This window comes from Streptomyces sp. NPDC086519 (assembly GCF_040686075.1).
Classification (GTDB): domain Bacteria; phylum Actinomycetota; class Actinomycetes; order Streptomycetales; family Streptomycetaceae; genus Streptomyces; species Streptomyces shenzhenensis.
Genome location: NZ_JBFBJL010000009.1, coordinates 175127 through 189407 on the forward strand (window position 1 = coordinate 175127; position 14281 = coordinate 189407).

At 71.7% G+C, this 14281-nt stretch carries 13 protein-coding genes and 1 pseudogene; 6 read left to right on the forward strand and 8 right to left on the reverse strand.

The genetic code is table 11. The annotated features are described in order from the left end of the window. Positions 1-73: 73 nt before the first annotated feature. The gene (locus tag AB0P24_RS11895) at positions 74-256 is read right to left on the reverse strand and encodes a hypothetical protein (RefSeq protein ID WP_181809683.1); all 183 of its coding nucleotides are present in this window, start codon (positions 254-256) and stop codon (positions 74-76) included. A 138-nt stretch (positions 257-394) separates the two neighbouring features. Between AB0P24_RS11895 and AB0P24_RS11900 the strand changes: the two genes are divergently transcribed. Continuing rightward, entirely contained in the window at positions 395-1084 is a 690-nt protein-coding gene (locus tag AB0P24_RS11900; RefSeq protein ID WP_365792765.1) for an esterase-like activity of phytase family protein, read from the forward strand. 77 nt (positions 1085-1161) lie between these two features. Here AB0P24_RS11900 and AB0P24_RS11905 read toward each other — a convergent pair whose 3' ends face one another. Continuing rightward, complete coding sequence (locus AB0P24_RS11905; RefSeq protein WP_365792767.1) at positions 1162-1713, reverse strand: hypothetical protein; 552 nt, start codon at positions 1711-1713, stop codon at positions 1162-1164. 184 nt (positions 1714-1897) lie between these two features. Then, on the reverse strand, positions 1898-3064 hold the full coding sequence (xylA, locus tag AB0P24_RS11910) for a xylose isomerase (RefSeq protein WP_181809391.1): 1167 nt from the start codon (positions 3062-3064) through the stop codon (positions 1898-1900). 227 nt (positions 3065-3291) lie between these two features. Between xylA and xylB the strand changes: the two genes are divergently transcribed. From xylB to AB0P24_RS11930, 4 genes are all read left to right on the forward strand, one after another. Further along, positions 3292-4737, forward strand: coding sequence for a xylulokinase (gene xylB, locus AB0P24_RS11915; protein ID WP_365792769.1), 1446 nt, complete (start codon positions 3292-3294; stop codon positions 4735-4737). A 36-nt stretch (positions 4738-4773) separates the two neighbouring features. After that, complete coding sequence (locus AB0P24_RS11920) at positions 4774-5982, forward strand: ROK family transcriptional regulator (protein WP_365792771.1); 1209 nt, start codon at positions 4774-4776, stop codon at positions 5980-5982. A 173-nt stretch (positions 5983-6155) separates the two neighbouring features. After that, a complete protein-coding gene (locus AB0P24_RS11925) occupies positions 6156-7643 on the forward strand; it encodes an APC family permease (protein WP_365792773.1) in 1488 nt (495 codons plus the stop codon). Continuing rightward, positions 7640-8569, forward strand: coding sequence for an acetamidase/formamidase family protein (locus tag AB0P24_RS11930; protein WP_365792775.1), 930 nt, complete (start codon positions 7640-7642; stop codon positions 8567-8569). Before AB0P24_RS11925 ends, AB0P24_RS11930 begins: the two co-directional genes overlap by 4 nt. A gap of 49 nt (positions 8570-8618) precedes the next feature. On the opposite strand, the gene AB0P24_RS11935 is transcribed toward AB0P24_RS11930, so the two are convergent. Both AB0P24_RS11935 and AB0P24_RS11940 read right to left on the reverse strand, forming a co-directional pair. Next, positions 8619-9983, reverse strand: coding sequence for an IS4 family transposase (locus tag AB0P24_RS11935; protein WP_365792777.1), 1365 nt, complete (start codon positions 9981-9983; stop codon positions 8619-8621). Between the two features lie 41 nt (positions 9984-10024). Further along, positions 10025-11140, reverse strand: a complete 1116-nt coding sequence (locus AB0P24_RS11940; protein ID WP_365792779.1) for an ATP-binding protein — start codon at positions 11138-11140, stop codon at positions 10025-10027. Between the two features lie 274 nt (positions 11141-11414). Here AB0P24_RS11940 and AB0P24_RS11945 point away from each other — a divergent pair, with 274 nt between their 5' ends. Further along, complete coding sequence (locus AB0P24_RS11945) at positions 11415-12098, forward strand: hypothetical protein (RefSeq protein ID WP_365792781.1); 684 nt, start codon at positions 11415-11417, stop codon at positions 12096-12098. A 37-nt stretch (positions 12099-12135) separates the two neighbouring features. On the opposite strand, the gene AB0P24_RS11950 is transcribed toward AB0P24_RS11945, so the two are convergent. From AB0P24_RS11950 to AB0P24_RS11960, 3 genes and pseudogenes are all read right to left on the reverse strand, one after another. After that, on the reverse strand, positions 12136-12270 hold the full coding sequence (locus AB0P24_RS11950) for a hypothetical protein (protein WP_365792783.1): 135 nt from the start codon (positions 12268-12270) through the stop codon (positions 12136-12138). A gap of 611 nt (positions 12271-12881) precedes the next feature. Then, a pseudogene (locus tag AB0P24_RS11955) lies at positions 12882-13328 on the reverse strand (integrase); the annotation flags it as partial. Between the two features lie 163 nt (positions 13329-13491). Continuing rightward, a complete protein-coding gene (locus AB0P24_RS11960; protein WP_365792785.1) occupies positions 13492-14247 on the reverse strand; it encodes a dienelactone hydrolase family protein in 756 nt (251 codons plus the stop codon). Positions 14248-14281: the final 34 nt, after the last annotated feature.

Genomic DNA, 14281 nt, shown 5'->3' on the forward strand with positions numbered 1-14281 from the left:
CCCGGGCCGTATCCCGCCCGCAGCGCGCGTCGGAGCGGGGCCACCGCCCCGGGGCAGGCGACTCAGCGGCCGGTCAGCGGCCGATCTCCTTGCGCGTGACCCGGCGCAGCCTGCGCCGCTGCGAGGGGTCGAGGGTGAGGTAGGCGGCCACCGGGACGCCGACCACGATCAGGAACGTCACCCACCAGGGCAGCCATATCAGCAGGATGAGCCCGACCGCCACACCTCCTGCGGCGATCTTCGCGTTCTTCGACATCTGCGTCGCCTCCTTCGCGGCCCTTGCCGCTCTCTGATCTGAAAACGGGCCCGCGCTTCCCGCGGTTCCGGACGGCGACCCTGAGACATCCCTGACGAACGCCCCCTAGTGGCCCCTGAGCGCAGAGTCGAACACATTGTGAAGCAGCCCCGCTCTCAGCGTAACCATTCCGCCGCCGCACCGGACGTTCAGGACGACTCCCTCCTGCAAGAACCCCACCCGCACCCGCCTGAGGGGGACGAGCAGGCCGTCGACGCGAACACGGCCCACTGCCACGCCGCCCTGCGCGAAGCGGTCGAGAGGCGGCGCGGGCCGCGGAATCGACGGTCCGCCGCCAAGGGGCGGAAGGCCATGGCCGAGTATGCCTACCGCTTCGACCCGGTGAGCGTGGTGGACCCGAGCGAGGACGACACCTCCGAGCTGAAGATCTCCTCGATCGTGGCCGTCGGCGGCGACCGGCTGCTGGTCGAGGAGCGCACCGACAACGCCGCTCGGCTGCAGGTGGTGAAGCTGGACCACAGGTCGGACATCCTCGGCGGTGCCTGCGACGACGACACCACGTCCCCCTCGCTGGAGCAGTTGGAGGACCCGGCCGCCGCCGGGGTCCCGGTGCTCGGCAAGCGTCTTGTCGTCGATCTGAACACGGTGACCGGGGTGCCGCTGAAGATCGAGGGCATCGCGCGGGTGGACCACGACACGCTCGCCCTGAGCAACGACAACGACTTCGGGATGACAGACGGCGCGGGCACGTTCGACGCACAGGGCCGTCTCGTCGACAGCGGCGTCGAGACGACCCTGGTGTACGTCCGGCTGTCCAAGGGGCTGTGACCAAAGGAGCTGCGGCCAATGGGAACTGTGGCCACAGGAACTTCGGGTCAAAGCAAGGTCGGCCAAAGGGCTGTGTCCTAGCCCAGCAGTGAGGGCAGCAGGGAGTCCAGGCCGCCCGACAGCTCGCTGGGCAGCCCTGAGGGCCACTGCGAAGGGAGTCCGCTCGGCAGCCCCGACGGCAGGCTGCTGGGGAGCTCGGTCGGCAGGCTGAACGAGGGACTGATCGAGCCGGACGGGCTGGGGCTGCTCGTGGTGGGTCTGTCGTCGGCCGAGCCGTCGCCGCCGGACACCGTCAGAACGACGGCGGCGACGGCCACCGCGGCGACCAGCAGGGCCAGTACGGCGAACAGCGGCCCCCTTCGTCCACGGGGCGGCCGCGGCGGACGTGGCGGCATCCGGCCGACGGCGGTGGTCGGGTCCTGGCCGCCGGGCGGGGCACCGAAACCGGCGTGCGGGGGCCGGTCGAAAACGTCGTCCGACGACGGGCCGAAGCCCTCGCCGAAGGACGTGCCGAAGCGGTCGCCCGGGTGCGGTCCGAAGTCCCCGTTCGGAGGCGGGTCGTAGCCGCCGGGCGGCGGGGTGCCCTCCGGCGGGCCGGGCGGTCGTGGTGGTACGGGTGGCATGGCCATACCGCCAAGAGTCACCGCGTTCCGGTCATCGCGCGAGCTCCGTAGGAGAGTTGACACGGCCTCATGCCGTGGACCGCACGATTCCGGAGCATTTCCGGAACGAACCCGCCGTCCGGGCACAGGAAACGTCACGCGCGCGTGCGGGCCGCCGCCGAAGCGGACGCCCTCACGCGCGCGTGCGTGGTCAGCCCCGGGCACCCAGCAGGTGGTCCATCGCCAGCTGGTCGAGCCGCTCGAAGGCCATCCCGCGCGCGGCGGTCGCGTCCGCGTCGAACTCCTCGAAGGCCGTGCGGTCGGCGAGCAGCGCCTGGAGGCCGTCCGCCGCGGTCGGCAGGGCCAGCTGGTCGAGGCGGGAGGCGCGCAGGGCCTCCTGGACCTCCGGGTCCGCGCGGAAGGCGGCCGCACGCTCCTTGAGGATCAGGTAGTTGCGCATGCAGCCGGCGGCCGACGCCCACACGCCGTCCAGGTCCTCGGTCCGCGGCGGCTTGAAGTCGAAGTGCTTCGGCCCCGCGTAACCGGCGCTCTCCAGGAGGTCCACCAGCCAGAAGGCGGCACGCAGGTCGCCGGCGCCGAAGCGCAGGTCCTGGTCGTACTTGATGCCGGACTGGCCGTTGAGGTCGATGTGGAAGAGCTTGCCCGCCCACAGGGCCTGCGCGATGCCGTGCGGGAAGTTCAGGCCGGCCATCTGTTCGTGGCCCACCTCGGGGTTGACGCCGTACAGCTCGGGGCGCTCCAGGCGCTCGATGAACGCGAGGGCGTGGCCGACGGTGGGGAGGAGGATGTCACCGCGCGGCTCGTTCGGCTTGGGCTCGATGGCGAAGCGCAGGTCGTAGCCCTGGGAGGTGACGTACTCGCCGAGGAGGTCGAAGGCCTCCTTCATGCGGTCGAGGGCGACCCGGACGTCCTTGGCGGCGCCGGACTCGGCGCCCTCGCGGCCGCCCCAGGCGACGTACGTCTCGGCACCCAGCTCGACGGCCAGGTCGATGTTGCGGATGGTCTTGCGCAGCGCGTAACGGCGCACCTCACGGTCGTTCGCGGTGAACGCGCCGTCCTTGAAGACCGGGTGGGTGAAGAGGTTGGTGGTGGCCATCGGCACCTTCATGCCGGTGGCGTCGAGGGCCTGGCGGAAGCGCTTGATGTGCGATTCGCGCTCGGTGTCCGAGGACCCGAAGGGGATCAGGTCGTCGTCGTGGAACGTCACACCGTGGGCGCCCAGTTCGGACAGGCGCTGGACCGTCTCGACGGGGTCGAGGGCACGGCGGGTGGCGTCGCCGAAGGGGTCCCTTCCCTGCCAGCCGACGGTCCACAGGCCGAAGGTGAACCTGTCCTCGGGGGTGGGCTGGAAGCTCATGCCGCGGCTCCTTGCTCGGGGGCTGTGCTCGATGACTGCGGTGGATGACTGGTGGACGACTGTCGTGCCGACTATTTCGTCATCGCGGTTTACAAATTAGTATGCCAACGCGTCCCTGGGAAGGGTCACCATGTCCCCGAAGGGCGCCAACCGGGTCGCGACACCCCGACGAACCGGGAAAACTGCAGGTCAGGTCAGGCGCGAGCCGCGCAAAAAGGGAGAGCCCGATGTCAGCAGCCGAGGGTCCGCTCGTCGTCGGTGTGGACACGTCCACCCAGTCCACCAAGGCGCTGGTCGTCGACGCCGCCACCGGCGAGGTCGTGGCGAGCGGCCAGGCGCCGCACACCGTGACCACCGGAGCGGGCCGCGAGAGTGATCCGCGCCAGTGGTGGGACGCGCTGTGCGAGGCGCTGCGCCAGTGCGGGGACGCGGCGCACCAGGCGGCGGCCGTGTCGATCGGCGGCCAGCAGCACGGCCTGGTCACGCTGGACGAGCGCGGCGAGCCGGTGCGGCCCGCGCTGCTGTGGAACGACGTCCGATCGGCGCCGCAGGCGCAGCGGCTGATCGAGGAGCTGGGCGGACCGAAGGCCTGGGCGGAGCGCACGGGCAGCGTGCCGGGCGCGTCGTTCACGGTCACGAAGTGGGCGTGGCTGGCGGAGCACGAGCCGGAGGCGGTCCGCGCGACCAGGGCCGTACGGCTCCCCCACGACTACCTCACCGAGCGCCTGACCGGGCAGGGCACGACCGACCGCGGCGACGCGTCCGGGACCGGCTGGTGGGCGTCGGCGACCGAGGCGTACGACGAGGAGACCCTCGCGCACGTGGGCCTGGATCCGGCGTTCCTGCCCCGGGTGGTCCGGCCCGGCGAGGTCGCCGGCACCGTCCGCGACAGCCACGACCTGCCGTTCTCCAAGGGCACCCTGGTGGCGCCCGGCACCGGCGACAACGCGGCGGCCGCGCTGGGGCTCGGACTGCGCCCGGGCACCCCGGTGCTGAGCCTCGGCACCTCGGGCACGGTGTACGCCGTCTCCAAGCACCGCCCGGCCGACCCCACGGGCACGGTGGCGGGCTTCGCCGACGCGCACGGCGACTGGCTGCCGCTGGCCTGCACCCTGAACTGCACCCTCGCGGTCGACCGGGTCGCGGCGCTCCTCGGTCTGGACCGCGAGGCGGTCGAGCCCGGCACCTCGGTGACCCTGCTGCCGTACCTGGACGGCGAGCGCACCCCGAACCTGCCGCACGCCTCCGGGCTGCTGCACGGCCTGCGCCACGACACCACCGCGGGCCAGCTCCTCCAGGCCGCCTACGACGGCGCCGTGCACGCCCTGCTGGGCGCCCTGGACCTGGTGCTCGACGAGGACGCGGACCGGACCACCCCGTTGCTGCTGATCGGCGGCGGCGCCCGGGGCCGGGCCTGGCAGGAGACGGTACGGCGGCTGTCGGGGCGACCGGTGCAGGTGCCCGAGGCGAAGGAACTGGTCGCCCTCGGCGCCGCCGCGCAGGCGGCCGGGCTGCTCACCGGCGAGGACCCGGCGGCGGTGGCCCGGCGCTGGAACACGGCCGCGGGGCCGGTGCTGGACGCGGTGGAGCGGGACGCGGCGACGCTCGCCAGGATCTCCGGGGTACTCTCCGACGCGGCCCCGTTGCTGGAACAGGCGCCGGAGAACCGCTGATCAGCAAAGGACAGTGTCCAGAGGATTGATGGAGGCATGACCGCACCGCTGCACGAGGCCCGCCCGACGGGGACCGGCCGTGCCCTGCCGGACACCCAGCAGGGCATGCGCCGGCGCAACCTCGCGCGCGTGATGCACGCGGTCAGCGCGGAGGGTTCGCTGTCGCGGGCCGCGGTCGCCTCCCGCATCGGTCTCACCAGAGCGGCCGTGTCGACCCTCGTCGACGAGCTGATCCGCTGGGGGCTGCTGGAGGAACTGGGCCCCGAGCGGCCCAGCCGTGTCGGGCGGCCGGGTTCGGCGCTCGCGGTCAGCGGGCACGGCCCGGCCGGTGTCGGGGCGGAAGTCGGGGTCGACCATCTCGCCGTGTGCGCGGTGGACCTGCGCGGCGAGGTACGCGCGCGTGCCGTGCGGCACGGCACGAACCGGGGCCGGGATCCGCGCCCGGTGCTGGCGGAGCTGACCGGGCTGGTACGGCGGGTCGTGGCGGACGCGGAGCGCGAAGGCCTGTGGCCGGCCGGTCTCGCGGTCGCCGTCCCCGGCCTGGTGGCCCGCGACGGACACACGGTCGTCCACGCCCCCAACCTCGACTGGCACGACACCGACCTCGGCGCGCTGCTGCCCCCCGACCTCCCGCTGACGGTCGACAACGAGGCCAACTTCGGCGCCCTGGCCGAGCTGTGGCTCGGGGACGCCACACCGCGCGACTTCCTGCACGTGTCCGCGGAGATCGGCATCGGCGCCGCCGTCGTCGTGGACGGGCAGCTGCTGCGCGGGAAGCGCGGTTTCGCGGGCGAGCTCGGCCATGTGCCGGTCCGCCCCGACGGGCCGCGCTGCGCCTGTGGCGGACGCGGATGCCTGGAGCAGTACGCCGGCGAGGAGGCGGTGCTGCGCGCGGCCGGTCTCGAATCCCGGGACGACGCGGCGGGCCTGCTGGCACAGCGGGCGGGCGCGGACGACGAGGACGTACGGCGCGCCCTGCGCGACGCCGGTACCGCCCTGGGGATCGCCCTGACCGGCGCCGTCAACCTCCTGGACCCCGAGTCGGTGGTGCTGGGCGGCGCCCTGGCCGGGTTCGCCCCCTGGCTCCTCCCCGCCCTGGAAGCCGAACTGGCCGACCGCACCACAGGACCCGCCTGCCCGGTCTCCGTCTCCCGCCTGGGCTCCGAGGGCCCCCTCCTGGGCGCGGCCCACTCGGTGATCCGGGCCGTCCTCGACGATCCGGCGACGGTGGCGGAGCGGGTCTGACCGAGGCCGCCGCCTCGCACCCCCCCTTCACTCGTGTGAGTGAGGAAGTTGTCCACAGCCCGCGCCCTGTCCACGGAACCCCAGGCGCTCTTCTGCCCGGCCCCCGGCCGCCGTACCGTGATTCACGCGAGGCATCCGCCGGCACGAGGGGAACACGCACGTCAGGGGGACGTATGTCGGGAGAGCCGGCCGTGGGGCTGCGGCGGGACGCGGTGGGGTTGCGGGAGGTGCTGTTCCAGAGCGTCACGGCGATGGCGCCTGCCGCCGCCGTCGCCGCGTCCATTCCGGCGGGGGCGGTGTTCGCCGGTGGCAGTCTGCCTCTGGCCGTGGTGATCGCTCTGGTGGCCTGTCTGTTCACCGCGTCGTGCGTGGCCGAGCTGGCACGGGAGTTACCAGCCGCGGGCTCCGTCGCCACGTACGCGGCGCAGGGGCTGCATCCGGCCGTCGGGTTCCTGGTCGGCTGGGGCTACGTGTTCGTGGAGGCGCTGGTTCCGCCGCTGCTGCTGCTCCAGCTCGGGTTCACCGCGGCGGGGACCCTGCATGACGAGTGGGCCTCCTACCCGGTGGACCTGTGGTGGCCGTGGGCGCTGGCCGGCGCGGCCGTCATCGCCGTCACCGGGTATCTGGGCGTACGTGCCTCGGCCCGGTTCGGGACGGTCCTCGGGGTCTTCGAGATCGCGGTGTTCCTCGTCTTCGCCGGATGGCTGATCGTCAGGGCCGGCGGTCACAACACCCTCTCCGTGTTCGGGACCTCGCACACGGCGCGGGGCTACGCAGGGGTCAGCGGGGTCTTCGCCGGTTCCGTCTACACCGTGCTGGCGTTCGCCGGCTTCGAGGCGGCCGCGCCGCTCGCCGAGGAGACCCGCGACCCGCGCCGCACCATGCACCGCGCGGTACTCGGCGCGGCTCTGGGGATCGGCGTGTTCTACGTGGTCACGACCTATGCGATGGCCGTGTACGTCGGCCCGGACCGGTTCGCCTCCTTCGGGGCGGCGGGCGAGGCGTCCTGGGAGGGCGTCGCCCGGGCCTCCTTCGGGCTCTTCTGGGTGCTCGTGTTCCTCGCGGTCGTGAACTCGACGATCGCCAACGCCAACGCCTGCGCCAACGTGTCCACACGGACCGCCTTCGCGCTGGCCCGCATCCGGGTCCTTCCGCGCGTCCTCGCCACGCTCCATCCCCGGTACCGCTCCCCCGTCGCCGGCATCGCGGTGCAGACGGCCGTGGCGGTCGGGGCGGTGCTGGGGCTGGGCTTCGGCTACGACCCGGTGACCGCGTTCCTGCTGCTGGCCACGGTGATCGTGACGGTCGTCATCGGCGTCTACATCGTCGTCAACCTCGCCTGCGCCGGCTACTTCCTGCGTCACGGCCGCCAGTCCCTCAAGCCCGTACGGCACCTGCTCCTCCCGCTGCTGGGCATCGTGGCCTTCGTCCCCGCCCTGCTCACCGCGGCCGGTCTGCCCGTCTTCGACTTCGTGACGAAGCTGACCGCGCCGGTGTCGTACGCCGGTCTGGTGGTCGGCGTCTGGATGGCGGTCGGAGCGGTCGTCCTCCTGGTGCTGATCCGGCGTCACCCCGAGCACATAGCCGAGACCGCGCGGGTCCACCTCGAAGAGAACACCCCTGGCACGGTCGCCCCACAGAACGGAGCAGCAGCGCGATGACCGAACCCCGTATCCTCACCGTCCGGCCCGGACCGGACGACTACGCCTGGACGTTCGGCGGGGCGCCGCCGGTGGCGCGGATCGCGCCCGGCACGGTCCTCGACCTGTACACGGAGGACTGCTTCGCCGGACGGGTGCGGTCCGAGAAAGACCTGGTCTCCGAGGTGTGCGAGTTCCCGTTCCTCAACCCGCAGACCGGTCCCTTCCACATCGAGGGCGCGGAGCCGGGCGACACGGTCGCCGTGCACTTCGTGTCGGTCGAACCGGCCCGGGACTGGGCGGCGTCGACGACGGTCCCCCTGTTCGGCGCGCTCACCTCGACACACACGACGGCCACCCTGCAACCGCCCCTGCCGGAGACGGTCTGGATCTGGCAGCTGGACCGCACCCGGCGCACGGCCCTGTTCCGGGCCCACGAGGGCGGCATCGAGCTGGAGCTGCCGCTGGACCCGATGCACGGCACGGTCGGAGTGGCCCCGGCGAATCTGGAGGTGCGCTCGGCCCTGGTGCCGGACGCGCACGGCGGGAACATGGACACACCCGAGATGCGGGCCGGCGTCACCTGCTACCTGGGGGTCAACGTCGAGGGCGCGCTGCTCAGCCTCGGCGACGGGCACGCCCGGCAGGGCGAGGGCGAGACCTGCGGGGTGGCCGTGGAGTGGTCGTGGGGGATCGCCGAGGTAAGCCCAGAAGCCGCCATTAGCCTCAATACCAGTGACTTAGTCGGGATCGTGGTCCCAGACGCGTCGCACTTTGACGGGTGGGTTGATCGGGGCTGTCTTGTGGTGGGGTGCGATGGTCACGGCTTCGGCTGGGTCACGGGTCGGCCGGGGCCAGTTGCGGTGGTCGAGACGTTTGACGCCGAAGTTCGACATTTTGCGTTTGACGACGCGGGGGTTGGTACGTCTGCAGCGAGCCGGCAGTAGGTGGCGGGCTATCTCGCGCAGCCCCTGGGCGAGGGATACGGCCAAGCGGTCAGGGGGAAAAGGCCGCCTGCGCGGTGACCTGACGTCGGGCGAGGCGGAGGGTGCGGGTGAAGGAAAGCCGGTCCGGGTCCATGTCGACGCCCTCGGCGGCGATGTGCATGAGCTGGCGGATTGCGTGGTGGACCAGCAGATGGGCCCAGACTTCCTGCTCGACACCGTCCGGCGAGCGGGACCGCAAGACCTCGGCGGGGCCACGCTGGTGGGTCTTGAGTTCATCCAGAGCGGTCTCGATCTCCCACCGCTGGTTGTACAGGGCCGCCAGTTCCGTGGCGGGTGCTGCCTCGTGGTCGAGGATGGTGGTGATCAGCCGGTAAGGCGCTGACTGTACCGGTCGGCCGGGGTCGTCCAGGGTGTACTCGATGACCCGCACCACACTCGGATCCGTGCGCTTGAGGTGGTCTTTGGCGGCGACGATGTCCGACAGGTATGAGCCGTCGGGAAGCTCCCGCCGCACCGGCAGCACGGCAGTGGACTTGATCCGCCACAGCAGGTCCGCGCCGCCGACCGAGGCGGCCCGCCACTGCGCCAGGCCGGCGAACCCACGGTCGGCCATCAACAGATCGCCCGAGCCCAGGGCGGGAAACAGCTCATGCGCCAGGACCGACTCGGCGGTCGTGAACGGCCCCAGGGTCGCATGTGTGATCGCATGCGTGCCGCACTCGGCCAGTGCCACCACCCGTACCTGCGGGAACGCCGACCGCTCGCCCCGATGGGTCTTCGCCCGCCCGAACCGCGCGCCGTTCTCGGGGCCGAGACCCAGCTCGCGCTCCAGGTCGGCGGGGGAGTGGTCGCGCAGGAAACCGGCGAACTTCGCGGTCACCACGGCCATGTGCTCCTCGGCGGTCTTCTTGCTGATGAACAGCCGCTCGGCGATGCTGCGGAACGTCTCCCCACGGGCCCTGGCCGACAGAATCTCCCGCTGCCGCGATGTCAGGCTCGGCAGAGTGCCCCGGCGCTCCGCCAACTCAGCCAGTCCCACCAGGGCCTGCGTGACGACCACACGGCCGGCCGCCACCTCCGCCACCGCCTCGGCCAGAGCCGCCAGTGGCTCCGCCTTGTGGATCACGCCGCGAGCACTTGCTGCCACACAGCCGACCAGCACCTCGCGGCGGCGCTCGTTCGTGTAGATCAACACCTGGTATCCGGCTCGCGCAACGGCTTCCACGGCGACCGCTCCCTGGCGTACGCCGGTGCGACCGGTACCGGTCAGCACTAGATCGAGCAGGACGACGTCCGTCTCCGGCCGCGCGGCCAGTAGTTCTTCCACACTGCTGACCGCCAAGTGCACCCGCAGTTCCGGAATGAGGCGGGGCAGTCCCTCCCGGATGACCGTGTCGTCATCGACGACGACCACACGGATCCCCGTCCTTCCAGGGACGGTTCGCCCATGGACACTCACTGGCCCTCCAACCTTCCGCGCAGCAGCACGACCGTTCCCTCACCGACCGCGGACCGGATCTCCGCTTCCACTCCGACCTCGGCCAGCGCACGGCCCACCTGCACCCGCAGCCCGAAGCCGAGCGGCCGACGGGACTGGTCGAATCCACGTCCGTCATCGCGGACGCTGACCTCCCAGCAGCCCAGGCCCGGCGGCGCATCGGCGTGGACGACGACATGGCCGGCCGCAGCGTGGGTCCGCACGTTGTGCAACACCGTCGCCAGCGCCTCCCGCAGCGCATCGGCGACCGCCGGAACAATCACCACATCGGTCGCGAGATCCACCGCGTAGTCGATCGGCAGATCGCTGAAGCCCTCACCGGCATACCTCACCACCGCGGCCAAGGTTCCCGGCGATCCGGCCGTCGCACCATCCGGCTCGGCCAGGAAGCTGCGCACCCGGGCCGCCCCGGCGGCGGCCTGACCACGCAGCGCCTCCACCAACGCGGGCTCAAGACCCGGCTCGGACAGCAGGCGCAGGATCGTGGCGTGATCGTGCAGCAGCAGCCGGTGCCGGTCCCGTTCGGCTTGTCCGGCCGCGATCGCGGCACTCTCGCGTGCGCGGTCCGCGTCACGGCCCAGGCGGCGGATGAACGTGGCCGATGACCGGGCCGCCACAGCGAACACGGCGTAGCTCACCAGGTTGCTGGCCGCGGTCGAGGCATGCGCGTGCGACAAGACCACGCTGGGAAGCGCGTAGGCCGTGGAGACCCCGCATGTCGCCACCGCGGTCTGCCACCGGGCCGGAAACCCGATCGCCGCGCCGAACACCGCGTTCACGCTGAGCGCACCGCCCCACGCCGTCCAGGTTCCGACCCAGTCATCGGGGCTCAGATACCAGGGCTCACACAGCAGGACCGCCATCGCCAGGCCCACGTCGGCCCACGCCCACCACCCTGCCGGATATCGCCGCCGACGCACCGCCACCGTGCACAGCGCCACCGACTCCACCAGCGCGACCCCCATCAACGCCGCGTCGAGAACCGGGTCGGACGCCCGGGCCAGACCGTGCGGGGCCGCGGGGAGAATCTCCAGCAGCGTGCCGATCCGCAGCGAGACGAACGCGATCACCACGGCCGACTCCGCACCGGCCGCGGTCGTCGACAGAGCCCCGTCGCCGCGCCACGGCCACCACAGCCGCAGTCCCCTCCGCCCGGACCCGTCGTGTGTGGGCGGCGAGGGCGCGGTGGGCGGTGGCGAGGACACCCGCACATCCTGCCCCAGGCCCGGGCCTGTCGGACCCCGGACGATTCCGGGTTCAGTCGGGTCCCGGTGGCGGTGACACTGGCGGCACAGCAGTTCGGGACGATCGGTCGGCAGCGCCGATGGTCGGGGGCGAAGGGAAACCATGAGCGGCGTTCGGTGGTGGCTGAGGCGAGCGGCGGTTGGACTCGTCGGCGTGGCGTGCGTGGGCGGGATGGCGGCGTGTGACGGCGGCGGTTCCGGCACGGCGGTGGCGCCGGCTGCGGACGCCACCACGTCCCTGGCCCCGACCACAGGCACGAAGTCGACGTCCGGCTCCGGATCGACGGACGCGAACACCCAGCCGTGCGATCTGCTGACCCAGAGCATGGCCGGCCAGATCCTCGGGAAGACGGTGCCCGCCGCCGACATTAACGGCCCGACGATGTGCGAGTACTCCATGTCCGGTGCCGATTACGGCAACAGCGTCGCTCTGGCCATCGAGAAGTGGCAGGACGGCCGGACCGTGCAGGACGAGGTACGGGATCTCGACATCGTCGGCAGCGACGGCAACAGGACACAGCAGTCGGTATCGGGTCTGAGCCCCGACGCCGTCGTCGTCTCCGACGACTCCGATATCACGGTGATGTGGAAAGCCGGCGATGTCCAGAAGATGTCTCTACCACGAGCGACCTCAACACGACACGCGACCGGCTTCTCGATGTCGCCCGGCAGATCTACGCGGCCGAGCAGCGGTAGCCACGCGACGCCGCTCGGAGATCTCCGCCATCCGCCCCTACCGGCTGATTGCCAACCCTCCACGCAATCACGGAACTTGATGGAGCTCTGACCAGAGGGCGACGGTTCTGTCGGGACGGATGCAGGGGTCAGTGCTCGGTGAGGTCCCGGACGTCCCAGCCCGCGTCGGTCATCACCTCCACGTACCGCTTGCTGCGGTCGCGGTGGGCGGCGAGCACCAGCAGGTGGGTGGGGCGCGTCGCCCCGACGAAGACGAGCTGCACAGCGGCCTGGACACTCTTCAGTTCCCGCTGGGGTCGCTCCCCTCCGCGACTATGCGGAGCGCCTCGGTCACGTCGAACTTCTTGCCGTTCTTCTCAAGGCACTCCAGGATCAGCGTCGCCGCATGGGTCTCGCCCTTCGCGCTCTGGATGGTCCCGGGTACGGCCCGCACCACCGGCGCTGCGGCGGAGCTCTCGGGGACGCCACCCGCTGCTGCTGCGGCCGCCTCGGCCGCCGGAGTGAACTCCAGGCCGACGGCCTTCAGCGGCCGGTCGGCGAGCAGCTTCATCTGGACGACCAACTGCTCGGTGATCACGCCCCAGCCCGCCTCGTCGAACGCAGCTCCGTGGACGAGGAGTTCACGCAGCAGGATCCGCACCCTGCCGCCGGGGGTCGCCGCAGATCTCTCAAGGCGGCCCAGCGCCGGTAGCCCTTCGCCGGTCAGGGGCGTGGAGGACGCGCGCAGGGCGTTCCACAACTCGGTGGCCGATTCGTGGCTGTCCGCGCCGGACCTCCACTGGGTCCCTGCCGCGCGCCCAGCACACGCGGCGGACGCCTGAGAAGGACGTCCTCGGGGACGATCACGGAATGGCTTCCCGGGGATCAAGCATCCAACTTCTCGGCGGAGGATGCCGATCACTCGCTCGCAGTGGGCGTTGACCCCCGGCGCGCGGACCGGTGTCTTGATGATCTCGATATCTTCGGCGTGGAACACCGCGCCGAATGCCTCGGCGTACTTGCTGTCGCGGCCTCGGATCAAGATGCGCAGCGGGTCCATGCTCGCGCCGGGTTCGGCGGCCAGGTTGCGGGCTTGCCGGGTGGCCCAGGCAGCGGTCGGGTGTGCAGTGACGCCGGCGATGTGCAGGCGCCGAGTGTGGTGTTCGAGGAAGACCAGGGCGTACAGCCGGCGCAGGCCGATGGTGTCGATGTGGAGGAAGTCGCAGGCCATCACACCGGCTGCCTGGGCGAAGAGGAACTCGCGCCGGGTGGGGCCAGTGCGGCGCGGGGCCGGATCGATGCCGGCCACGTGCAGGATCTCCCAGACGGCCGAGGCGGCGATCAGGGTGACCGAGGAACGGTGGTGAGCCGCCTCGAACTCCTCGGGTGGCAGGTAGTCCGGTGCGGAGTGCAGCGCAGGTATGGAACAGCTCGCGCAACGAGATCGCAAAGGGGTGTCCACCAGGATCTTGACGTGGTCGCGGCCGAGGGTCAGGTCGTGCGATTCACAGAGCGCGGCCGAAGAGGTCCAGCAGCGCGGCCCAGTGCCGGTCGGCGGCCGCGGCGTGGTAGGCGTCGGTGTCGGCCTGGGTGTAGCCGTGGGGTGCACCTCGGTAGACCTCGGTGTGGTGGCGTACGCCTGCTGCGGTCAGGGACTTGTCGAGGCGCTCGATCTGCTCGGGCGGCAGTGCGGGGTCCTCGTCGGCGTGACCGAAGTACAGCTCTGCCTTGATTCGGTTGGCGAGCAGATGCGGGCTGTCGGGGGCGTCCGTGGCCAGGTGAGCGCCGTGGAAGCCGGCCGCCGCGGCGACCCGGTCGGGGTGAGCGGCGGCGGTGCGCAGGGCGAGCCCGGCGCCCAGGCAGTAGCCGGTGACGCCGGCCGGCCCGTCGGTGGTCTCCGGGCGGGCGGCCAGCCAGGACAGGTAGCTGTCGGCGTCCCGCATGGCCAGGTCGGGCGTGAGCTCCGCCACGACCGGGCGGATCCGCGCGAACAGCTCCGGGCGGTGGGTCGTTCCGATGAAGTCGGGGAGGTCCACCACAGGAGCCCGCCCATGGCGGTAAAGGATGTTGGGGACGAGGACGGTGTAGCCGGCTCCGGCGAGCCGGTCGGCCATTCGCTTCAGTCCGGGACGAAGTCCGAAGGCGTCCATGTAGAGCAGTACGGCGGGGTGGGCGGCACCGTCGGCGGAACGGGCCAGGTAGGCGTCAGCAGTGCCGTCCGCCGTGGGTATCTCAACGCTCGTTCCGACTACAGCTTCCATCGGCGATCTTCTCTCTGCTCGCGATCTGGTGTGT